Consider the following 20,240-nt stretch of genomic DNA (forward strand, 5'->3'; position numbering starts at 1 on the left):
TCAGTGCGCGCCCCGCATCATCACCCAGATCAGCAAGCCCACGATGCCCAGAACCATCGCGAAGGCGTAGTGGAACAGATAGCCCGATTGCACCCGGACCGCCGCGCGGGTCAGCCGCGGGATCAACCCCATGGCCACCCCGTTGATGGTGCCGTCGATGACGGCGCCGTCGCCGCCCTTCCACAGCACGCGGCCAAGCCATTTCGCCGGCCGGACGAAGATGAAGTCGTAGATCTCGTCGAAGTACCATTTGTTGAGCAGGAACTGATACAGCGCCGGCTGCTGCGCCGCCAGCCGCTTGGGCAGCGACGGGTTGGCGATATAGAAGGTCCAGGCGGTGATCAGCCCCAGAACCATGGCGATGAAGGGCGAGACCTTGACCCAGGCCGGCGCATGATGCGCCTCGTCCATGATGTGGTTGTCGGGATGCATGTAGATCGCACCGCCGACCGGCGCGGCAACCTCGGCATGGGCGGCCTCGGCGGCGGGCTCGCCCTCGGCGGCCGTATCGGCAGCGGGGGCCTCGGTAGTCGCGTGTTCCGCGGCCTCCTCGCCCTCGGCGGCCTCATGCTGCGCGCCGGCGATGTGGAAATATTCCGTGACCTTGTGGTGGTCGCCGAAGAAGGGACCATACCAGACCATGCCGGCAAAGACCGCGCCCACGGCCAGCACGCCCAGCGGGATGGTCATGACCGGCGGGCTTTCATGCGCATGGTCATGGGCATGATGGTCGCCGCGCGGCTTGCCATAGAAGGTCAGGAAAATCAGCCGCCAGCTGTAGAAGCTGGTGAAGCAGGCCGCGATGACCAGCAGCCAGAAGGCATAGCCGCTGCCCGCATAGGCGCTTTCGATGATCGCGTCCTTGGACAGGAAGCCGGCGAAGCCCAGATGGGTCAGCGGGATGCCGACGCCGGTGATGGCGAAGGTGCCGATCATCATCGCCCAGAAGGTCAAGGGAATCTTCTTCCGCAGCGCGCCATAGTTCCGCATGTCCTGTTCATGGTGCATGGCATGGATCACCGAGCCGGCGCCCAGGAACAGCATGGCCTTGAAGAAGGCGTGGGTCAGCAGGTGGAACATGGCCGCCGAATAGACGCCGACGCCCGCCGCCACGAACATGTAGCCCAGCTGCGAGCAGGTCGAATAGGCGATGACGCGCTTGATGTCGTTCTGCACCAGGCCCACGGTCGCGGCGAAGAAGGCGGTGGTGGCGCCGATGATGACGATGAAGTTCTTGGCGTCCGGCGCGAATTCGTAAAGCGGCGACATGCGGCAGACCAGGAACACGCCCGCCGTGACCATGGTCGCGGCATGGATCAGCGCCGAAACCGGGGTCGGGCCTTCCATCGCGTCCGGCAGCCAGGTGTGCAGCAGAAGCTGCGCCGACTTGCCCATGGCGCCGACGAACAGCAGGAAGCCCAGCAGGTTCGCCGCGTTCCAGTCGCGCCACAGGAAATGCATGTCGGTCTGCGCAAGCTGGGGCACCTGGCGGAAGATCTCGTCGAACTGGACCGAGCCGGTCAGCCAGTAAAGGCCGAAGATGCCCAGCAGGAAGCCGAAGTCGCCGACGCGGTTGACGATGAACGCCTTCATCGCCGCGGCATTGGCGCTGGCCTTCTTGTAGTAGAAGCCGATCAGCAGGTAGGAGGCGACGCCCACGCCCTCCCAGCCGAAGAACATCTGCAGCAGGTTGTCCGCCGTCACCAGCATCAGCATGGCGAAGGTGAAGAACGAGAGATAGGCGAAGAAGCGCGCCTTGTAATGCTCGTCATGCGTCCAGTTGTCGTCATGGGCCATGTAGCCCAGCGAATACATGTGGACGAGCGCCGAGACCGTCGTCACCACGATCAGCATGATCGCGGTCAGCCGGTCCATGCGGATGGCCCATTCGGCATGGAAGTCGCCGGTCACGACCCAGTCCAGCACCGGGATGTGCCGCGGCACGCCGTCGAAGGACAAGAACAGATACCAGCTGATCAGGCAGCTGAGGAACAGCACGCCCGTGGTCAGGTATTGCGCGGCCTTCTCGCCGATCGCGCGCCAGCCCAGCCCGGCGATCAGCGACGCGATGAGCGGCGCGAAGAGGACGAATTTTTCCATGCTCGCTTATCCCTTCATCACGTTGACGTCTTCCACCGCGATGGTGCCGCGGTTGCGGAAGAAGACCACCAGGATCGCCAGGCCGATGGCGGCCTCGGCGGCGGCGACGGTCAGCACGAACATGGTGAAGACCTGCCCGGCCAGGTCGCCCAGATGGGTCGAGAAGGCGACGAAGTTGATGTTCACCGCCAGGAGCATCAGCTCGATCGACATCAGGATGACGATGACGTTCTTTCGGTTCACGAAGATCCCGAAAATGCCGGTGACGAACAATATCGCCCCCACAACAAGATAATGAGTCAATCCGATCATCGTCCTGGTCCCTCCGGGTCGTTCACCCGTTGAAATATCCGTTTGCTACTGGGACCGCAGTAGCGATCCCGATGGCTGTCGCGGCCCAGCTTGCCGCGTTCAAAGCCCCTGCCCCGGCTTGACGTCCTTCAGCTCCATCGTCTTGGCCGGGTCGCGCCACATCTGCTCCAGCACGTTCTGGCGCTTGACGTCCTTGCGGTGGCGCATGGTCAGCACGATCGCCCCGATCATCGCCACCAGCAGCACCAGCCCGGCCAGCTGGAACATCAGCACATAGCGGTCATACAGCACCAGGCCCAGGCCGAAGGTGTTCTCGACCGCCGAGTCCACCGGCGCGGCGCGCAGGCTTTCCGCCTGGTCCGAGGGCGTCCAGCCCGAAAAGGCGATGCCCAGCTGCGCCAGCAGCACGACGCCGATCACCAGCGCCAGCGGCAGGTAGCGCGCAAGCTCGCCCTTCAGCTCGGCGAAATCCACGTCCAGCATCATGACGACGAACAGGAACAGCACCGCCACCGCGCCGACATAGACCACGACCAGCAGCATGGCGACGAATTCCGCACCCTGCAGCACGAACAGCCCCGCCGCGGACAGGAAGGCCAGGATCAGCCACAGCACCGAATGCACCGGGTTGCGTCCGATCACGACCATGAAGCCCGCGACGCAGGCGCTGATCGCGAACAGGTAGAAAGCGAAGGTCATCATTCCTCGTCCTCCTCGGCATAGACGCTCTGGGCGATTTCCAGCGCCTTCTGCATCGCGGGCAGCCCGCCGAACATGCTCATCTGAAAGATCGTCTCGGCGATCTCGCGTTTGGTGGCGCCGGCCGCCAGCGCCTGGCGCACAGTCATGCGCAGCTGCGGCTCGGCCAGCGCGCCCTGGACGGTGATCGCGCCGATGGTGAGAAGCAGGCGCGTCTTGGCGTCCAGCCCCTCGCGGTTGAAGGTCTTGCCGAACCACATTTCCAGCATGTCGGCGGGAATCGTCGGCACCAGCTTTTCCATGGCGCGCATGTCGAAATGCTCGAGCGCCGGGTTGAAGGCGCGCGCCATCTCCTGCCCCGAGGCCATCATCTGTGCGAAAAGCTTGGTGAAGGCATCGGTCATCGGTAGGGCGCATCCAGCTGCAGGTTGCGGGCGATCTCGGCCTCCCAGCGTTCGCCGTTCGCAAGCAGCTTCTGCTTGTCGTAGAACAGTTCCTCGCGGGTTTCGGTCGCGTATTCGAAGTTCGGCCCCTCGACGATGGCATCGACCGGGCAGGCTTCCTGGCAGAAGCCGCAATAGATGCACTTGGTCATGTCGATGTCGTAGCGCGTGGTGCGGCGCGAGCCGTCCTCGCGCGGTTCGGCGTCGATGGTGATGGCCTGGGCCGGGCAGACCGCCTCGCACAGCTTGCAGGCGATGCAGCGTTCCTCGCCGTTGGGATAGCGGCGCAGCGCGTGTTCGCCGCGGAAGCGCGGCGACAGCGGGCCCTTTTCGTGGGGATAGTTCAGCGTCGGCTTGGGCGAGACGAAATAGCGCATCCCCAGGCCGAAGCCCTTGATGAAATCCCACATCAGGAAATACTTGGTGGCACGGGCGAAATCGAAGGCCATCAGAACTGCTCCCCTTCCCGCGGCGCCGCGAAACGGTCGAACGCGGCGACATAGTCGCGGATGCGGGCGCTGTCCCGCGCTTGTTCCGCACTGTCCAGATTGTTGGCGAGGAAATGCGCCAGCTCCACCTTGTCGGTCTCACTGGCTTTGGCAAATGCCTCGGCTAGCTTGTTGGAATACATGGCTTATCCTCCGACCGTGAAGCGGGCCCAGAAGCTGCCCAGCACTTCGTAGCGCGCCAGGATCGCCACCAGCACCACCCAGCCCAAGGACAGGGGCAGGAACACCTTCCAGCCGATCCGCATCAGCTGGTCGTAGCGATAGCGGGGCACGATCGCCTTGACCATGGCGAACATGTAGAACCAGAACCACATCTTGATGACCATCCACCACCAGCCGTCGGCGATGAACGGCACGGGCGACAGCCAGCCGCCGAAGAACAGCAGCGACAAGAGCGCGCACATCAGATACATGGCGATGTATTCGCCCGCCATGAACAGCAGGTAGGGCGTGGACGAATATTCGGTCATGAAGCCCGCGACCAGTTCGGATTCGGCCTCGACCAGGTCGAAGGGCGGGCGGTTGCACTCGGCCAGGGCCGAGACGAAGAACAGCACCACCATCGGCAGGTGCGGCAGCCAGTACCAGTTCAGCAGGCCGTAGTCGCCGCGCTGCGCCTCGACGATGGCGGTCAGGTTCATCGAGCCGGTCGAGATGATGACGCCGATGATGATCAAGCCCAGCGACACCTCGTAGGAGATCATCTGCGCCGCCGAACGCAGCGAGGCGAGGAACGGGTATTTCGAGTTCGAAGCCCAGCCGCCCATGATGACGCCGTAGACTTCCAGCGAGGAGGCGGCAAAGATGAACAGGATGCCCACGTTGATGTTCGCCATCACCCAGCCCTCGTCGAAGGGGATGACGACGAAGGCGAACAGCGCCAGCATCATCGACAGGAAGGGCGCCAGGAAATAGACGAACTTGTCGGCGCCGGCCGGGACGACGATTTCCTTGACGATATATTTCAGCGCGTCGGCAAAGGTCTGCAACAGGCCCCAGGGACCGACCACGTTCGGGCCGCGGCGCATCTGCACCGCCGCCCAGATCTTGCGGTCGCCATAGACCATGAAGATCAGCGAGCCCATGACGAAGGCGATGACCGCCAGACCCTGCAAGAGCAGGCTGAGTGCGAAACCGTAGGGCGAGGCCCAGAATTCAGCCATGATCTTTCGTCCCTCTCATCACGCCGCGGGAATGCCGCGTGCCTTGCATTCCTGCAAGGTCTGTTTCGTTGTCATCACCGTCAGGCCCATCGGTTTTCTTTCGGAAAGCGTGAAGACCGAGCCGACGACCATCTTCCCGCCCCGCTTGTCGCGAAGCGTGCGGATGTGGCGGGCATAGGGCGCCCCTTTCGCATCGGCCCAGCTGGCCAGCGCGCATGTGGCATAGGCGAAGGCGGTGTCGGCGTCCACCCCGCCGCGCAGGTTTGCCGTCACTTCCACCAGGCTGTCCGTGCCCTTGCGCGAACCGGCCAGCGAGGCGACCTGCGCCCCCTGGAAATCCCGCGGATCGGCCTCGAAACTGGTGGGCAGGTTCAGCCGCAGCGGCCGCGTGCGCGCCGCGAATTCGGCCAGCGCCTTTTCCTGGGCCGTGGGCTCGCGCTTGCGCACCGGCGCCATGTCCGGCAGGCCCGACAGGTCCAGGTCCAGATTCGCGTTCAGCGCCATCAGGTCTGCCTCGGTCACGGCAAAGGCGTCGCGGCCCTCGGGGCTGTCCAGCGCCATTTCGCTGACCGAGCCGTCGGGCTCCAGGATCAGGATCTCGCCCGACTTGGTCGAGATCCGGCCCCTGGTCAGCACCTTCTTGTCCGGGGCGCCTGCGTCGCTTTGCAGCACCGCGACGCCCAGCTCGGCCGGCTTGGGCTGCGGGCGCGCGTCCTTGGTCGCGCCGCAGCCGGCCAGCAGCGCCAGGGCGCCGGTCGCGGCCAGCAGGGCAAGACGGACCCGCATCGCGCTCACTCCGCCGCCAGCGCCGGGGCCTTGCGGGCCGCGGCCATGGCCGAAAGCTCGCCCATCAGCGGCGACGAGCGGGCGATGGGGTTGGTCAGGTAGAAATCCTTGACCGCATAGCGGAAGCTCGCCTGCCCCAGGTCAAAGCGGTCGAGCGGCTGCCATTCGTTCTGCGGCACCTGGTCGATCTGCGCCAGATGCGGCACGGCCTCGACCAGCTTGCGGCGCAGCCCGGCCAGGCTGTCCCAGGGCTGGGTCTTGCCCAGTTCGGCCGAAAGCGCGCGCAGGATCGCCCAGTTCTCTTTGCCCTCGCCCGGCGCGAAATTGGCCCGCATGGCCAGCTGCGGCCGGCCTTCGGTGTTCACGAACAGCCCGCTTTCCTCGGTATAGCAGGCGCCGGGCAGGATGATGTCGGCGCGATGCGCGCCGCGGTCGCCATGGCTGCCCTGATAGATCACCAGCGGCCCGGCAGCGATGTCCACCTCGTCCGCGCCGAGGTTGTAGATCACCTCGGCCCCTTCGATGGCGGCCAGCAGCCCGCCCTCGGTCACGGCGCCGACGTCCATCGCGCCGACGCGGCCGGCGGCGGTGTGCAGCACCAGAAGCTTGCTGTCGCCGCGCTCGCAGATGCGCATGGCATGGGCCAGCACCGCCTCGCCATCCGCCTCGCGCAGGGCGCCCTGGCCGACGATGACGATACCGGGCGTGCCGTCCTTGTTCCACAGGTCCTCGTCCGCCAGCTTGGCCAGCGCGGCGCGGTCGTTGCCGAAATGGTGGTAGTCATAGGTCAGGTCCGCCGGCTCGCCGATCAGCGCCACCTGCGCGCCATGCGCCCAGGCCTTGCGGATGCGGGCGTTCAGCACCGGCGCCTCGTCGCGCGGGTTGGTCCCGATCAGCAGGATGCGCTTGGCATGGTCGATGTCCTCGATCCGCGCCGTGCCGACATAGGCCGAGCGGTTGCCGATGGGCAGCCGGGCGCCGTCGGTGCGGCATTCGACGCGACCGCCCAGCCCCTCGACCAGCTGCTTGAGGCTGAAGGCGGCTTCGGCCGGGACCAGGTCGCCGACCAGCCCCGCCACTTTCTTGCCCTTCATCGCCTGGGCGGCGGCCTCCAGCGCCTCAGGCCAGCTGGCCGGGCGCAGGCGCCCGTTCTCGCGGATATAGGGCCGGTCGAGGCGCTGGCGGCGCAGCCCGTCCCAGACGAAGCGGGTCTTGTCGCTGATCCACTCCTCGTTCACGCCGTCATGGTTGCGCGGCAGGATGCGCATGACCTCGCGGCCCTTGGTGTCGACGCGGATGCTGGACCCCAGCGCATCCATCACGTCGATGGATTCGGTCTTGGTCAGCTCCCACGGCCGGGCGGTGAAGGCATAGGGCTTGGAGACCAGCGCGCCGACCGGGCACAGGTCGATGATATTGCCCTGCATGTTCGATTCCAGCGTCTGGTTCAGATAGCTGGTGATCTCGCTGTCCTCGCCGCGGCCGGTCTGGCCCATCTGGGTGATCCCGGCGACCTCGGTGGTGAAGCGCACACAGCGGGTGCAGGAGATGCAGCGCGTCATATGCGTCTCGACCAGCGGGCCGAGGTTCAGATCCTCGGAGGCGCGCTTCGGCTCGCGGTAGCGGCTGAAATCCACGCCATAGGCCATGGCCTGGTCCTGCAGGTCGCATTCGCCGCCCTGGTCGCAGATCGGGCAGTCCAGGGGATGGTTGATGAGCAGGAACTCCATCACCCCCTCGCGGGCCTTCTTGACCATGGGGCTGTTGGTGCGGATTTCCGAGGGCGCGCCCTCGGGGCCGGGGCGCAAGTCCTTGACCTGCATGGCGCAGGAGGCGGCGGGCTTGGGCGGGCCGCCCACCACCTCGACCAGGCACATGCGACAGTTGCCGGCGATCGACAGCCGCTCGTGATAGCAGAAACGCGGCACCTCGATCCCGGCCAGTTCGCAGGCCTGGATCAGGGTCATGTTGGGATCGACCTCGATAATCACGTCGTCGATCTTGATCTTGCGAAGATCCGCCATCTTGTCTTCCCTTATCCCTCGCGCCCGGAAACCGCGCCGGAACGATCTCCGGCAGGTTTTGCGCGATGTAAATGCTGGCCGAAGGCTGGCCCGGTTTGCTGTGGCCCTGTCGATCCCATCCGTCCCGGCGTCATGGCTGCGCCTCCTGCACGGGAACGGTCGCGCGGGCGCCATCCTGCCCCGGATGCGGCGCGCGCTCGGCGGCAAAGCCGTCGGCGGCGATCATCGCCGCCGCTGCCGCCGCCATCAGGGCGATGCCGATCCGGTTCATCCACGTCTTCATTTCGCCACCAAAAGGCTGCCGATTACGGTATTGCGCGCGATCTCCTGCCGGCCGACGCGGCAAAAGCTCTCGGGGTCTTCTGCCTTGGCGCCCTGGCGGGCCAGATAGTCCTCGGCCACGGCATAGATGCGCGCCTTGTCCGCCTTGCTGTCCAGGAAGGCGTCGATCTGCGCGCGGGAATAGCCCTTGGTCTCGGCATAGCGCTTGAGCTTGCGCGCCTCGCCATAGGCGTAAAGGATGCGGCCGTCGATGCTGGGGCAGGTGCGGCGGATGCGGTCGGCGATGCGCGCGGCGACCAGCCGGTCGTTGATGTATTTCTCCTGGGCCAGCGGCTCCAGCGCGGCTGCGGGTGTGGCAAGCGTCGCGGCGATCAGAACGGCGGGGATCAGCTTCATGGCAATAGCCTCCTTGTCATGGCCTTTTGCCATAACATGCGGCCGCCCCGAAGGTTCGGCACCAAGCCGTGAGGGCGCCGTGATCCGGCCCCACCGGCGCGCGCGCAGGCGCGGGCTTTCCCCCTGGGGGGTCCGCCATGCCGGGATGAGGGGGCCGGTCGCCATCGTCGCCTACTCCGCCGCCATCGCGCCCATGCGGCCGCTGCGCTTGGCCTTGATCCGGTCCTCGATCTCTTCGCGGAAATTGCGGATCAGGCCCTGGATCGGCCAGGCGGCCGCATCGCCGAGCGCGCAGATGGTGTGGCCCTCGACCTGCTTGGAGACGTCGAAGAGCATGTCGATCTCTTCGATCTCGGCGTCGCCGCGCACCAAGCGCTCCATCACCCGCATCATCCAGCCGGTGCCCTCGCGGCAGGGGGTGCATTGGCCGCAGCTTTCGTGCTTGAAGAACTTGGACAGCCGCCAGATCGCCTTCACCACATCGGTGGACTGGTCCATGACGATCATGCAGGCCGTGCCGAAGGACGAGCGCAGCTCGCGCATGCCGTCATAATCCATGATGGCGTTTTCGCATTGCTCGGCCGTCAGCACCGGGCAGGAGGCGCCGCCGGGGATCACCGCCTTGAGGTTCTTCCAGCCGCCGCGGATGCCGCCGCCATGCTTCTCGATCAGCTCGCGCATGGGGATCGACATGGCCTCTTCGACCACGCAGGGGGTGTTGACATGGCCGGTCAGGCCGAAAAGCTTCACGCCCGCGTTGTTCGGGCGGCCGAAGCTTGCGAACCATTCCGGGCCGCGGCGCAGGATGGTGGGCACCACGGCGATGGATTCGACGTTGTTCACCGTGGTCGGGCAGCCATAGAGGCCCGCGCCGGCCGGGAAGGGCGGCTTCATGCGCGGCATGCCCTTCTTGCCTTCCAGCGATTCCAGCAGCGCGGTTTCCTCGCCGCAGATATAGGCGCCGGCGCCGTGATGCAGGTAGAGGTCGAAATCCCAGCCCGACTGGGCCGCATTCCGGCCCAGAAGGCCCGCGTCATAGCATTCGTCGATGGCGGCTTGCAGCGCCTCGCGCTCGCGGATGAACTCGCCGCGGATATAGATATAGGCGGCGTGCGCGCCCATGGCGAAGCTGGCGATCAGCGCGCCCTCGATCAGCGTATGCGGATCGTGGCGCATGATCTCGCGGTCCTTGCAGGTCGCGGGCTCGGATTCGTCGGCGTTGATGACCAGATAGGAGGGCCGGCCGTCCGATTCCTTGGGCATGAAGGACCATTTCATGCCGGTGGGGAAGCCCGCGCCGCCCCGCCCGCGCAGGCCCGAGGCCTTCATCTCGTCGACGATCTTGTCGCGGCCGCGCTGGATGATCGCGGCGGTGCCGTCCCAATGGCCGCGCTTGCGGGCGCCGGCCAGGCTGCGGTCGCCCATGCCGTAGAGGTTCGTAAAGATCCGGTCCTGATCGTTCAGCATCGTCTTATCCTTGTCCCTGCGAGGACGCCTTGCGCCGCCGCCAGATCCGAAAGGTCACCAAAAGCGACCAGATCAAGGCCCCCATCGCCGCAAGATCGGCGAGAAAGGCATATTTCGCGGGCCAGTCCTGCTGGCCCCCCAGCCATTGCACCCCCAGCCACAGCGCCATGGTGACGGCGATCACCACCGCCACCAGACGCATCTGCCGGGCATCCGCCGCGGCGGCCCTATCCGCCTGCGACGCCGCATGTCCTGCCGGGCGGGCCATCACGCGGCCCCGCCCTTGTCGATGCGGCGGGAATGGCCGGTCTCGCCCCCCGCCGCCAGCAATTTCGCCTGGCCGACCCAGTCGTCGGCCTCGATCCGCCCGCCCATCCGGCCCAGCCGCTGCGCGAAATCGGCGACGGTGGCGGCATCCCAGGCGGCGATCTGGTCATAGCGCGTCACGCCCTGCGCGTTCAGCCAGTCCGAGATCTTGGGGCCGATCCCCTTGATCCGCTGCAGGTCGTCGGCGCCCGGCACGGGCTTGGCGGCGGCTGCGGGCACGGCTGCGGGCGCGACTACGGACGGCGGCTCCGAAGAGGGCATGGTCCCGGCGACGATGGGCATCTGCGTGCCCGAGGTGAAGGGCTCGGGCCCCAGCGAGCCGCTGACCAGCAGCGTCTCGGGCTGGCGGTCCACCGCGGCGCGCTGCCAGTCGGTGCCGGTCAGGCCGGGACCGTCCTCGAACAGTTCGGGCCGCTCGTGGCAGACCAGCCAGACCATCAGCGCCCCGAACAGCACGAAGGTCACGACGCCCAGGAACAGCCCGGCCAGCCAGTGCAGGTCGCCGATGCCGGCGGTGAACAGCAGCACCACCACCCCGGCGATTGCCGCCGAGATCCAGCAGTTCCTGTTGCACTCTGCCCGTTCCATCGCGACCAGCCCGCCCCCTTTCGATCAGACGCCGTTCTGCGCCGCCAGCCAAGGCGTCGTGATCGGCACCTCGGTCCCGTCGATGCGCTTGATCGTGTCGCCCAGCCGCAGCGCCCGCGCGACGCTGGCGTTATGCGCCTCGCCGCCCTTGAGATCGGCCAGCGCGGTCGGGCCGCCCAGGGCCTCGGCCGAGAAGCGGCCGTTCTGCGGACCCGGCACCGGCACCTCGCCCGCCGAGAAGCGGTCGATCAGCGCCGACAGTTTCTCGGCCGTCAGGTCCTCGTAGAAATCCTTGCCGATCTGGGCCATGGGCGCATTGGTGCAGGCGCCCAGGCATTCGACCTCTTCCCAGGAAAAGCGGCCGTCGGCCGACAGCGCATGCGGCTCGGCCGCGATCTTTTCCTTGCAGACCCGGATCAGGTCCTCGGCGCCGCAGATCATGCAGGTGGTGGTGCCGCAGATCTGGATATGCGCGACCGAACCCACCGGCTGGAGCTGGAACATGAAATAGAAGGTCGCGACCTCGAGCGCGCGGATATAGGGCATCCCGAGCAGGTCGGCGCAATATTCGATGGCCGGACGGCTCAGCCAGCCTTCCTGTTCCTGGGCGCGCCACAGGACCGGGATGATCGCCGATTGCTGGCGGCCTTCCGGGTATTTGGTCATCTGGGCGCGGGCCCAGTCCAGGTTGGCGGGCGTGAACTCGAACGAGTCCGGCTGGATGGGGGACAGACGGCGCAGCATCAGCGGTCAACCTCTCCGAAAACGATGTCGAGCGTGGCGATGATCGCCGGGACGTCGGCCAGCATGTGGCCGCGCGACATCCAGTCGATCGACTGGAGATGCGTGAAGCCGGGCGCACGCAGCTTGGCGCGCCAGGGCTTGTTGGTGCCGTCGGCGACGATGTAGACGCCGAACTCGCCCTTGGGCGCCTCGACGGCGGCATAGACCTCGCCGGCCGGGACCCGGAAGCCCTCGGTGTAAAGCTTGAAGTGATGGATCAGGCTTTCCATGTCGCGCTTCATCTCGGCGCGCCTGGGGGGCGTCAGCTTGCCGCGGGCCAGCACGTCCCCCGCGGGCTCGGCGCGCAGCTTGCGGACCGCCTGCTGCATGATCTTGCAGGATTCGCGCATCTCGGCCATGCGGCACAGATAGCGGTCGTAGCAATCGCCGTTCTTGCCGACCGGGATCTGGAAGTCGAATTCGTCATAGCATTCATATGGCTGCGACCGCCGCAGATCCCAGGCCAGGCCCGAGCCGCGCACCATGACGCCGCTATAGCCCCAGTCCAGCGCGTCGTCCTCGGTCACGATGCCGATGTCGACCAGGCGCTGCTTGAAGATGCGGTTTTCCGTCAGCAGCGTGTCGAGGTCGTCGACCAGCCTGGGGAAGCGCTCGCACCATTCCTCGATGTCGTCCAGAAGGTCGGGCGGCAGATCCTGATGCACGCCGCCGGGCCGGAAATAGGCCGCGTGCAGCCGCGCCCCGCAGGCGCGCTCGTAGAAGATCATCAGCTCTTCCCGCGCCTCGAAGCCCCAGAGCGGCGGGGTCAGCGCGCCCACGTCCATGGCGCCGGTGGTGATGCCCATCAGGTGGTTCAGGATGCGGCCGATTTCCGAGTAGAGCACCCGGATCAAGCTGGCGCGGCGCGGAATCGTGGTGCCGGTCAGCCGCTCGATCGCCAGGCACCAGGCATGTTCCTGGTTCATCGGCGCCACATAGTCCAGCCGGTCCAGATAGGGCAGGTTCTGCAGATAGGTGCGGCTCTCCATCAGCTTCTCGGTGCCGCGGTGAAGCAGGCCGATATGCGGGTCGGCGCGCTCGACGATCTCGCCGTCCAGCTCCAGCACCATGCGCAGCACGCCGTGGGCGGCCGGGTGCTGGGGGCCGAAATTGATGTTGAAGTTGCGGATGCTCTGCTCGCCGGTCAGGGCGTCCATCGAGCCGTCGTCATAGCTGTTCTTGCGGATGTCGCCGTCCATGGTCAGCCCTCAAATCCGATGCGTGGCGCGCAGGCAGGTTGCGCGGCTGCGGTCACTTCTTCGCCTCCGGCGCCTTCTCGTCGCCCGGAAGCACGTATTTCGCGCCCTCCCAGGGGGACAGGAAGTCGAACTGGCGGTATTCCTGAACCAGGTTCACCGGCTCGTAGACCACCCGCTTCTCGATGTCGCTCCAGCGCACCTCGGTATAGCCGGTCGTCGGGAAGTCCTTGCGCAGCGGATGGCCGCGGAAGCCGTAGTCGGTCAGGATGCGGCGCAGGTCGGCATGGCCCGAGAACAGGATGCCGAACAGGTCGAAGACCTCGCGCTCATACCAGTTGGCGCCGGGAAAGACGCCGGTCAGGCTGGGCACCAGCTCGTCCTCGCGCACCTGGACCTTCACCCGGATGCGCTGGTTCTGATACATCGACAGCAGGTGATAGACCACGTCGAAGCGCGCCGGCCGCGCCGGGTTGTCCACCGCGGTGATGTCGATCAGCGTGGAAAAGCGGCAGTTCGGATCGTTGCGCAGGAACTCGATCAGGCCGATCACGCCCGAGAGCGTCGCGTTCACCGTCAGCTCGCCAAAGGCGACCTGGGTCGAGATCACGTCGTTCTCGCGGCGCAGCGCGATATGCTCGGCCAGTTCCAGCAGGGCGGCGTCAGAGAGGGCTTCGGACATGGCTCACCTCACCAGCGTGCCGGTGCGCCGGATGCGGCGCTGGAGTTGCAGGATGCCGTAGAGCAGCGCCTCGGCGGTCGGGGGGCAGCCGGGAACGTAGATGTCCACCGGCACGATGCGGTCGCAGCCGCGCACCACCGAATAGGAATAGTGATAGTAGCCGCCGCCGTTGGCGCAGCTGCCCATCGAGATGACATAGCGCGGCTCGGGCATCTGGTCATAGACCTTGCGCAGCGCCGGCGCCATCTTGTTGGTCAGGGTGCCCGCGACGATCATCAGGTCCGACTGCCGCGGGCTGGCGCGCGGCGCGGTGCCGAAGCGTTCCAGGTCATAGCGCGGCATCGAGGTCTGCATCATCTCGACCGCGCAGCAGGCCAGGCCGAAGGTCATCCAGTGCAGGCTGCCGTTGCGCGCCCAGTTGATGATGTCCTCGGTCGTGGTCAGCAGGAAGCCCTTGTCCTGCAGCTCGCGGTTCAACTCGGCCGTGGCGACGTCACGGTCGGCGCCTGCGGTGTTCAGGCCGGTCATCACGCCCATTCCAGCGCCCCCTTCTTCCATTCATAGGCAAAACCCACGGTCAGGACGCCCAGGAACAGCATCATGCCCCAGAAGGCCACGTCCGAGAGGCTGGCAAAGCTGACCGCCCAGGGGAACAGGAAAGCGACTTCCAGGTCGAAGATGATGAACAGGATCGACACCAGGTAGAAGCGCACGTCGAACTTCATCCGCGCGTCGTCGAAAGCGTTGAAGCCGCATTCATAGGCGCTGACCTTCTCCGGGTCCGGGTTGCGCACGGCGATGACCGCGGCCGCCAGAATCAGCACGATGGCAAGCGCCGAGGCCATTCCCAGAAAAACCAGGATCGGCAGGTATTCTTGCAGCAGGTATTCCACTGGGTTGGGCTCCCTTTCGCTCGCAGGAACCCGACTGGCGTCCCGCGATGGGTTTGGCTAAGGTCCGTTTATCCCCGGTCGCGGATATGGTCAACGGTGCCACCCAGCGTCAGGCCGGCTTTGCGGCACCTGCAACGCGACAAAACCGCGCGCCCCCGGCGCCGGATCACAGGGTATTTTAGTCGGTTTTTCCTGCCGATGCGAGCCCGAACCCCCTCGGCCCCGCCCGCAGGGCCGACTCGCGCCGGCAACCCCGCACCCACCCGCACCCGCGACCGGCCCGGTCCGGGCCCTGCGGCCCGCCGCACCGTCGCCGAAAACCCGGCCAGGCACAGGGAACCCGGCGGGCCATCGGGGAATTTCCCTTGGAAAGAGGCTTGCCATGACCGACATCTTCCTTCGCCGCGCCTATGACCCGCCCCCCTCGCAGGACGAGGGGCGCAAGGTGCTGGTGGACCGCATCTGGCCGCGCGGGATCAGCCGCGAGACGCTGGGGGCCGATCTGTGGCTGAAGGACATCGCCCCTTCGGACGACCTTCGCCACTGGTTCGACCACGACCCGAAGAAATGGCCCGAGTTCCGCCGCCGCTATGCCGCGGAACTGGACGCCAATCCCGAACCCCTGCGCGAGCTGCGCCAGCTGATCCGCAAGGGCCCGGTGACGCTGCTCTACGGCGCCAGGGACACCGAGCACAACAACGCCGTCGCCCTGCGCGACTACCTGGCTCAGTAGCCCAGCGTCGCCGCATCCGGCCGGCGCGGGTCCGAGGCGCCGTAAAGCGTGCCCGTCCGCGGGTCGCGCAGGATCGACTGGGTCGAGCCCATCGCCTCCTTGACCGCGACGCTGTGGCCCTTGCCCTGCAGGATGCGGATGGTGTCGAGGCTGATCCCCTCCTCCAGCCGCAGCTCGTCGGGCAGCCATTGGTGATGGACGCGCGGCGCGGTCGAGGCCTCGGCCACGTTCATGCCGTGGTCGATCATGTTCATGACCACCTGCAGGACCGTGGTGATGATCCGCGCCCCGCCGGGCGAGCCGGTGACAAGCCAGACCTTGCCGTCCTTCAGCACCATGGTCGGCGTCATCGACGACAACGGCCGCTTGCCCGGCTCGACCGCGTTGGCGTCGCCGCCGACCAGGCCGAAGGCGTTGGGCACGCCGGGCTTGGCCGAGAAATCGTCCATCTCGTTGTTCATCAGCACGCCCGTGCCCCCCGCCACCAGCCCCGAGCCATAGTTCAGGTTGATGGTATAGGTGTTCGAGACCGCATTGCCCTGCTTGTCCACCACCGAAAAATGCGTGGTCTGGTCGGATTCGTAGGGCGCGAGGTCCGCCGGCTTGATCATCACCGAAGGCGTGGCGAAATCGGCGCTGATCCTGCGCCGCATCTCGACCGCATAATCCTTGCTGGTCAGCGCCGCGACCGGCACGTCGACGAAATCCGGGTCGCCCAGGTATTCCGAGCGGTCGGCATAGGCCAGCTTCATCGCCTCGGCCATCAGGTGGATGGTCTCGCCCGAGTTCTGCCCCAGCGCGCCGATCGGATAGCCCTCGAGCGCGTTCAGGATCTGGATCAGATGCACCCCACCCGAGGATGGCGGCGGCATCGAGACCACCTCATGGCCGCGATAGCTGCCCCGCACCGGCTCGCGCTCCACGGGCTTGTAGGCGGCCATGTCCTCGACCGTGATCAGCCCCCCGGCCTCCTGCACGGCGCGGGCGATGGCCCCGGCCACCTCGCCTCTGTAGAAACCGTCCGGCCCCTCGGCGGCGATCTTCTTCAGCGTCGCCGCCAGGTCGGCCTGCACCAGCCGGTCGCCGGGCCGATAGGCCCCGCCGCCCTCCTTGAAGAAGATGGCGGCGCTCGAGGGGAACTTCTCCAGATGATCGCGCTCGGCCGCGATGCTGTCGGCAAGCTCGGGGGTGACGGTGATGCCCTCCTCGGCCAGCCGGATCGCCGGGGCGATCACCTCGGCCCAGCCCATGCTGCCGTATCGGTCCAGCGCCAGCTTCATCCCCGCCACCGTCCCCGGCACGCCCGAGGCCGCGCCGCTGTAAAGCGACTTCTCGCTGTCGGCCTCGCCCGCCGCGTCCAGGAACATGTCGCGCGAGGCACCCTGCGGCGCCATCTCGCGATAGTCGATGGCATGGGTCTGACCGGTTTCGGCGTCATGGACCAGCATGAAGCCGCCCCCGCCGATATTGCCGGCGCGCGGCAGGGTGACGGCCAGCGCGAATGCCACGGCCACGCCCGCATCGACCGCATTGCCGCCCCTGGCCATGATGTCGCGGCCGATCTCGGCCGCCAGCCGCTCCTGCGCCGAGACCATGCCGCTTTCCGCCCAGACCGGATGGATCCGGTCCATGGCATCGAAGATCGCAGCCTCCTGCGCCGCGACGGGCAGCCCGAGAGAGCCCGCCAGCACGATAGCCGCCGCGCGGCCCATTCCGACGATTCGATCCTTCATGGCGCCCTCCGCTCAACCCTTGCGGGTCGAGCCTAGCAGCAGAACGGCGCGGATCAAAAAGCGAAAACCGCGGCGCTGCGCCAGCGTCCCGCTCGCGTCATGGGTATTTGAAGAACAGAGAAGACCCGAGCAGCGCCCGATTTCCAGCGCAATCGCCGCTTCTTCGTTCCTCAAATACCCATGACGCAACCGCGCAGCCGGGCGTCTTAGCCGGCCTTCTTCGCCTTGGCCGCAGCCGGCTTCCTGGCAGCGGTCTTCTTTTCGGCGGGCTTTTTCGCGGCAGCCTTCTTCGCCGGCTTCTTGCCGGATTTCGCGGCCTTCTCGGCAATCAGCTCCAGCGCGCGCTCCAGCGTGACCGCGCCGGGCTCCAGGTCGCGGGGCAGCGTCGCATTGACCTTGCCCCATTTGACATAGGGGCCATAGCGGCCGCTCATCACCTGCACCGGCCCGCCCTCGGGGTGCTCGCCCAGTTCCGCCAGCGGCGCGGCGGCAGCCGCCCTGCCCCGCACCTGCTTCGAGGCCAGCACCTCGACCGCGCGGTTCATGCCGATGGTGAAGACCTCGTCCACCTCCGGCAGGTTGGCGTATTTCGCGCCATGCTTCACATAGGGGCCATAGCGGCCGATCCCGGCCTCGACCGGCACGCCGTCTTCGGGATGCGGGCCGATCTCGCGCGGCAGGGCCAGCAGCGCCAGCGCCCGTTCCAGATCGACCGAGGCCAGGTCCCAGCCCTTGGGGATCGAGGCGCGCGGCGGCTTCGGCTGTTCGGCCGTGGCCTCGCCGCGCTGGACGTAAGGCCCGAAGCGGCCGTTCTTCAAGCTGATCTGGTCGCCGTTGTCCACGCCGAGCACGGTGTCGCCCACCACCTCGGCATCCGGCGAGCTGATCGGACGGGTAAAGCGGCAATCAGGATAGTTCGTGCAACCGATGAAGGCCCCGCCCGAACGCGCCGTCTTCAGATGCAGCCGCCCCTTGTGGCAGAGCGGGCATTCGCGCGGGTCCGAGCCGTCGGGACGCGGCGGGTAGAGATGCGGCGCCAGCGCCTCGTCGATCGCCTCCAGCACCTCGGTGATGCGCAGCTCGGACGTGCCCTCCAACGCGGCGGTGAAATCCCGCCAGAAGCGGCGCAGCACCTCGCGATAGGCGCGCTCGCCCGAGGAGATGTCGTCGAGCTCCCCTTCCAGGTTGGCGGTGAAGTCGTAGCTGACATAGCGCGGGAAGTATTTCTGCAGGAAGATCGTGACCAGCCGGCCCTTGTCCTCGGGGATCAGGCGGTTCTGCTCCTTGCGGACATAGTCGCGGTCCTGGATCGTGCCGATGATCGAGGCATAGGTCGAGGGACGGCCGATCCCCAGCTCTTCCATGCGCTTGACCAGCGTGGCCTCGGTATAGCGCGGGGGGGCCTGGGTGAAATGCTGCTCGGGCGTGACCGCGCGCTTCTCGGCCGCCTCGCCCTCGTGAATCAGCGGCAGGCGGCGGCTGTCCTCGTCCTCCTCGTCGTCGCGGCCCTGGTCATAGACCCGCAGGAAGCCGTCGAACAGCATCACCTGGCCGTTGGCGCGCAGCCCGACCTGGCCGTCGGCCGAGGCGATCTCGACCGTGGTGCGCTCCATGCGCGCCGATTCCATCTGGCTGGCGAGCGTCCGCTTCCAGATCAGGTCGTAAAGCGCCTTCTGGTCCTTGTCCGAAACCGGCAGCCTGTCGGGCGACAGCATCATGTCGGTCGGCCGGATGCATTCATGCGCCTCCTGCGCATTCTTGGCCTTGTTCTTGTACATGCGCGGCGATTTCGGCAGGTATTCCGCCCCGAAGCGCGCCTTGATCGCGTCGCGCGCCGCCATCACCGCCTCGGGCGCCATGTCGATGCCGTCGGTCCGCATATAGGTGATATGCCCGGCCTCATACAGCCGCTGCGCCGCCGACATGCAGGCCCGCGCGCCAAGGCCCAGCTTGCGGCTGGCCTCCTGCTGCAGGGTCGAGGTCATGAAGGGCGGCCAGGGATTGCGGCTCGCCGGCTTGGCAGCGACGCTGGCGACCCTGAGATCGCGCGAGGCGATGGCGGCCACGGCCAGCTGCGCCTGCTCCTCGGTGGCGATGTCGAAGCGTTCCAGCTTCTTGCCGCCGAAGACGGTCATCGCCGCGTCGTATTCGTCGCCGCGCGGCGTCGCCAGCCGGGCATGGACCGACCAGTATTCGCGCGGCCTGAAGGCCTCGATCTCCATCTCGCGGTCGACGATGATGCGCAGGGCGACCGATTGCACCCGGCCCGCCGACTTGGCGCCCGGCAGCTTGCGCCACAGGACTGGCGACAGGTTGAAGCCGACCAGGTAGTCCAGCGCCCGGCGCGCCAGATAGGCATCGACCAGCGGCTGGTCGATCTGGCGCGGCCGCGCCATGGCCTCGGTCACGGCGGATTTGGTGATGGCGTTGAAGGTGACGCGGCTGACCTCGGCGCCCTTCCTCAGGGCCGGCGCCAGCGTTTCCAGCAGGTGCCAGGAAATCGCCTCGCCCTCGCGGTCGGGGTCGGTGGCCAGGATCAGGTTCGGGTCCGAGGCCAGCGCGTCCCGGATCGCCTTGACGTGCTTTTTCGATTCCGCGGCGACTTCCCATTTCATGGCGAAATCCGCCTCGGGATCGACGCTGCCATCCTTGGGTGGCAGGTCGCGCACATGCCCGAACGAGGCCAGAACCGTATAGTCGTCGCCCAGGTATTTGTTGATCGTTTTGGCCTTGGCCGGAGATTCAACGACGACGACGGGCATGAAGATTCCTTCGCTTGATTCGGCGCCGGAACATGGGCATCGCCCGGCGAACTGTCAACGCCGGGCTTCTTCCGTGTCCAAATATCCTGGGGGGAACGCCTCATGCGCCCCATCGGGGGGCGCCTGAGGCGTGGGGGGGAAAGCCCCCCCCCCCCCCCCCGGCCCGCCCCGCGAAAAACACCCCCCGCAGCCAGGGCGGGGTGCTTCGTTTTCTCCTCTCCCCCCCCCCCCCGCCGCGGCGTTCGCCCCCGCCGCCGCGGCCCCCAAAACCCCCCGGCCGCGGGGGGGCCGGGCCGGCCCGGCCCCCCCGGCCCCCCCGCCTCCCCCCTTCCCCCCCCCCGCGGGGGAAGGCGGAGAAGAGG

21 protein-coding genes and 1 pseudogene are annotated in these 20,240 nt (G+C 67.0%); 1 reads left to right on the forward strand and 21 read right to left on the reverse strand.

The genetic code is table 11. The features are described 5' to 3' along the window. The 19 genes and pseudogenes from nuoL to IT40_RS05110 all read right to left on the reverse strand — a co-directional run bounded on the left by nuoL (position 1) and on the right by IT40_RS05110 (position 14,650). Complete coding sequence (nuoL, locus tag IT40_RS05025; RefSeq protein WP_036751383.1) at positions 1 to 2,100, reverse strand: NADH-quinone oxidoreductase subunit L; 2,100 nt, start codon at positions 2,098 to 2,100, stop codon at positions 1 to 3. Between the two features lie 6 nt (positions 2,101 to 2,106). Further along, on the reverse strand, positions 2,107 to 2,412 hold the full coding sequence (gene nuoK, locus IT40_RS05030) for an NADH-quinone oxidoreductase subunit NuoK (RefSeq protein WP_010392916.1): 306 nt from the start codon (positions 2,410 to 2,412) through the stop codon (positions 2,107 to 2,109). 99 nt (positions 2,413 to 2,511) lie between these two features. Beyond that, positions 2,512 to 3,114 carry an NADH-quinone oxidoreductase subunit J gene (locus IT40_RS05035; protein WP_036751385.1) on the reverse strand — a complete coding sequence of 201 codons (603 nt, stop codon included), beginning with the start codon at positions 3,112 to 3,114 and terminating at the stop codon, positions 2,512 to 2,514. After that, positions 3,111 to 3,515 carry a carboxymuconolactone decarboxylase family protein gene (locus IT40_RS05040; RefSeq protein ID WP_036751387.1) on the reverse strand — a complete coding sequence of 135 codons (405 nt, stop codon included), beginning with the start codon at positions 3,513 to 3,515 and terminating at the stop codon, positions 3,111 to 3,113. Before IT40_RS05040 ends, IT40_RS05035 begins: the two co-directional genes overlap by 4 nt. Next, a complete protein-coding gene (gene nuoI, locus IT40_RS05045; RefSeq protein WP_011748524.1) occupies positions 3,512 to 4,003 on the reverse strand; it encodes an NADH-quinone oxidoreductase subunit NuoI in 492 nt (163 codons plus the stop codon). The genes IT40_RS05040 and nuoI overlap by 4 nt, the downstream gene beginning before the upstream one ends. Next, positions 4,003 to 4,185, reverse strand: a complete 183-nt coding sequence (locus IT40_RS05050) for a hypothetical protein (RefSeq protein ID WP_036751389.1) — start codon at positions 4,183 to 4,185, stop codon at positions 4,003 to 4,005. Before IT40_RS05050 ends, nuoI begins: the two co-directional genes overlap by 1 nt. A gap of 3 nt (positions 4,186 to 4,188) precedes the next feature. Beyond that, positions 4,189 to 5,226, reverse strand: a complete 1,038-nt coding sequence (gene nuoH, locus IT40_RS05055; protein WP_036751391.1) for an NADH-quinone oxidoreductase subunit NuoH — start codon at positions 5,224 to 5,226, stop codon at positions 4,189 to 4,191. 18 nt (positions 5,227 to 5,244) lie between these two features. Further along, positions 5,245 to 6,012 (reverse strand): hypothetical protein, encoded by a 768-nt coding sequence (locus tag IT40_RS05060; protein WP_036751444.1) that lies wholly within the window; start codon positions 6,010 to 6,012, stop codon positions 5,245 to 5,247. 5 nt (positions 6,013 to 6,017) lie between these two features. Next, a complete protein-coding gene (gene nuoG, locus IT40_RS05065) occupies positions 6,018 to 8,036 on the reverse strand; it encodes an NADH-quinone oxidoreductase subunit NuoG (protein ID WP_036751393.1) in 2,019 nt (672 codons plus the stop codon). A gap of 130 nt (positions 8,037 to 8,166) precedes the next feature. After that, positions 8,167 to 8,307, reverse strand: coding sequence for a hypothetical protein (locus tag IT40_RS28375; protein ID WP_157034059.1), 141 nt, complete (start codon positions 8,305 to 8,307; stop codon positions 8,167 to 8,169). Positions 8,308 to 8,315: 8 nt separating this feature from the next. Continuing rightward, on the reverse strand, positions 8,316 to 8,714 hold the full coding sequence (locus IT40_RS05070) for a DUF5333 domain-containing protein (protein ID WP_036751395.1): 399 nt from the start codon (positions 8,712 to 8,714) through the stop codon (positions 8,316 to 8,318). Positions 8,715 to 8,885: 171 nt separating this feature from the next. Next, positions 8,886 to 10,181: an NADH-quinone oxidoreductase subunit NuoF gene (gene nuoF / locus IT40_RS05075; RefSeq protein ID WP_036751396.1), complete on the reverse strand. Its 1,296-nt coding sequence runs from the start codon at positions 10,179 to 10,181 to the stop codon at positions 8,886 to 8,888. Positions 10,182 to 10,185: 4 nt separating this feature from the next. After that, positions 10,186 to 10,449: a DUF5337 domain-containing protein gene (locus IT40_RS05080; RefSeq protein ID WP_036751398.1), complete on the reverse strand. Its 264-nt coding sequence runs from the start codon at positions 10,447 to 10,449 to the stop codon at positions 10,186 to 10,188. Further along, the gene (locus IT40_RS05085; RefSeq protein ID WP_036751400.1) at positions 10,449 to 11,096 is read right to left on the reverse strand and encodes a hypothetical protein; all 648 of its coding nucleotides are present in this window, start codon (positions 11,094 to 11,096) and stop codon (positions 10,449 to 10,451) included. Before IT40_RS05085 ends, IT40_RS05080 begins: the two co-directional genes overlap by 1 nt. 45 nt (positions 11,097 to 11,141) lie before the next feature. Next, positions 11,142 to 11,840: pseudogene (nuoE, locus tag IT40_RS05090) on the reverse strand (NADH-quinone oxidoreductase subunit NuoE); the annotation flags it as partial. Beyond that, positions 11,840 to 13,078, reverse strand: a complete 1,239-nt coding sequence (locus tag IT40_RS05095; protein WP_036751404.1) for an NADH-quinone oxidoreductase subunit D — start codon at positions 13,076 to 13,078, stop codon at positions 11,840 to 11,842. The gene IT40_RS05095 and the pseudogene nuoE, both read right to left, overlap by 1 nt. A gap of 52 nt (positions 13,079 to 13,130) precedes the next feature. Further along, a complete protein-coding gene (locus tag IT40_RS05100) occupies positions 13,131 to 13,757 on the reverse strand; it encodes an NADH-quinone oxidoreductase subunit C (protein WP_036751406.1) in 627 nt (208 codons plus the stop codon). A gap of 3 nt (positions 13,758 to 13,760) precedes the next feature. After that, complete coding sequence (locus IT40_RS05105) at positions 13,761 to 14,294, reverse strand: NuoB/complex I 20 kDa subunit family protein (RefSeq protein WP_024843170.1); 534 nt, start codon at positions 14,292 to 14,294, stop codon at positions 13,761 to 13,763. Beyond that, positions 14,285 to 14,650: an NADH-quinone oxidoreductase subunit A gene (locus IT40_RS05110; protein WP_036751408.1), complete on the reverse strand. Its 366-nt coding sequence runs from the start codon at positions 14,648 to 14,650 to the stop codon at positions 14,285 to 14,287. Before IT40_RS05110 ends, IT40_RS05105 begins: the two co-directional genes overlap by 10 nt. Before the next feature lie 382 nt (positions 14,651 to 15,032). Between IT40_RS05110 and IT40_RS05115 the strand changes: the two genes are divergently transcribed. Then, complete coding sequence (locus tag IT40_RS05115) at positions 15,033 to 15,383, forward strand: DUF488 domain-containing protein (RefSeq protein ID WP_036751410.1); 351 nt, start codon at positions 15,033 to 15,035, stop codon at positions 15,381 to 15,383. Here IT40_RS05115 and ggt read toward each other — a convergent pair. Together ggt and topA are read right to left on the reverse strand one after the other, a co-directional pair. After that, on the reverse strand, positions 15,377 to 17,116 hold the full coding sequence (ggt, locus tag IT40_RS05120; protein ID WP_208021260.1) for a gamma-glutamyltransferase: 1,740 nt from the start codon (positions 17,114 to 17,116) through the stop codon (positions 15,377 to 15,379). The genes IT40_RS05115 and ggt overlap by 7 nt on opposite strands. Before the next feature lie 206 nt (positions 17,117 to 17,322). After that, complete coding sequence (gene topA / locus IT40_RS05125; protein ID WP_036751414.1) at positions 17,323 to 19,878, reverse strand: type I DNA topoisomerase; 2,556 nt, start codon at positions 19,876 to 19,878, stop codon at positions 17,323 to 17,325. Between the last annotated feature and the right edge of the window lie 362 nt (positions 19,879 to 20,240).

This window comes from Paracoccus versutus (genome assembly GCF_000763885.1).
In the GTDB taxonomy this organism is placed as follows: Bacteria; Pseudomonadota; Alphaproteobacteria; order Rhodobacterales; family Rhodobacteraceae; genus Paracoccus; species Paracoccus versutus.

Bases quoted from the DNA above. Each gene is read 5' to 3' on its own strand.
- IT40_RS05115 (WP_036751410.1), top strand. From the start codon at position 15,033: ATGACCGACATCTTCCTTCGCCGCGCCTATGACCCGCCCCCCTCGCAG.
- IT40_RS05100 (WP_036751406.1), bottom strand. From the start codon at position 13,757: ATGTCCGAAGCCCTCTCTGACGCCGCCCTGCTGGAACTGGCCGAGCAT.
- nuoG (WP_036751393.1), bottom strand. From the start codon at position 8,036: ATGGCGGATCTTCGCAAGATCAAGATCGACGACGTGATTATCGAGGTC.
- IT40_RS05060 (WP_036751444.1), bottom strand. From the start codon at position 6,012: ATGCGGGTCCGTCTTGCCCTGCTGGCCGCGACCGGCGCCCTGGCGCTG.
- nuoL (WP_036751383.1), bottom strand. From the start codon at position 2,100: ATGGAAAAATTCGTCCTCTTCGCGCCGCTCATCGCGTCGCTGATCGCC.
- topA (WP_036751414.1), bottom strand. From the start codon at position 19,878: ATGCCCGTCGTCGTCGTTGAATCTCCGGCCAAGGCCAAAACGATCAAC.
- IT40_RS05085 (WP_036751400.1), bottom strand. From the start codon at position 11,096: ATGGAACGGGCAGAGTGCAACAGGAACTGCTGGATCTCGGCGGCAATC.
- IT40_RS05105 (WP_024843170.1), bottom strand. From the start codon at position 14,294: ATGGGCGTGATGACCGGCCTGAACACCGCAGGCGCCGACCGTGACGTC.
- nuoI (WP_011748524.1), bottom strand. From the start codon at position 4,003: ATGGCCTTCGATTTCGCCCGTGCCACCAAGTATTTCCTGATGTGGGAT.
- ggt (WP_208021260.1), bottom strand. From the start codon at position 17,116: ATGAAGGATCGAATCGTCGGAATGGGCCGCGCGGCGGCTATCGTGCTG.
- nuoK (WP_010392916.1), bottom strand. From the start codon at position 2,412: ATGATCGGATTGACTCATTATCTTGTTGTGGGGGCGATATTGTTCGTC.
- IT40_RS05040 (WP_036751387.1), bottom strand. From the start codon at position 3,515: ATGACCGATGCCTTCACCAAGCTTTTCGCACAGATGATGGCCTCGGGG.
- nuoH (WP_036751391.1), bottom strand. From the start codon at position 5,226: ATGGCTGAATTCTGGGCCTCGCCCTACGGTTTCGCACTCAGCCTGCTC.
- IT40_RS05095 (WP_036751404.1), bottom strand. From the start codon at position 13,078: ATGGACGGCGACATCCGCAAGAACAGCTATGACGACGGCTCGATGGAC.
- nuoF (WP_036751396.1), bottom strand. From the start codon at position 10,181: ATGCTGAACGATCAGGACCGGATCTTTACGAACCTCTACGGCATGGGC.
- IT40_RS05080 (WP_036751398.1), bottom strand. From the start codon at position 10,449: ATGGCCCGCCCGGCAGGACATGCGGCGTCGCAGGCGGATAGGGCCGCC.
- IT40_RS28375 (WP_157034059.1), bottom strand. From the start codon at position 8,307: ATGAACCGGATCGGCATCGCCCTGATGGCGGCGGCAGCGGCGGCGATG.
- IT40_RS05050 (WP_036751389.1), bottom strand. From the start codon at position 4,185: ATGTATTCCAACAAGCTAGCCGAGGCATTTGCCAAAGCCAGTGAGACC.
- IT40_RS05035 (WP_036751385.1), bottom strand. From the start codon at position 3,114: ATGATGACCTTCGCTTTCTACCTGTTCGCGATCAGCGCCTGCGTCGCG.
- IT40_RS05070 (WP_036751395.1), bottom strand. From the start codon at position 8,714: ATGAAGCTGATCCCCGCCGTTCTGATCGCCGCGACGCTTGCCACACCC.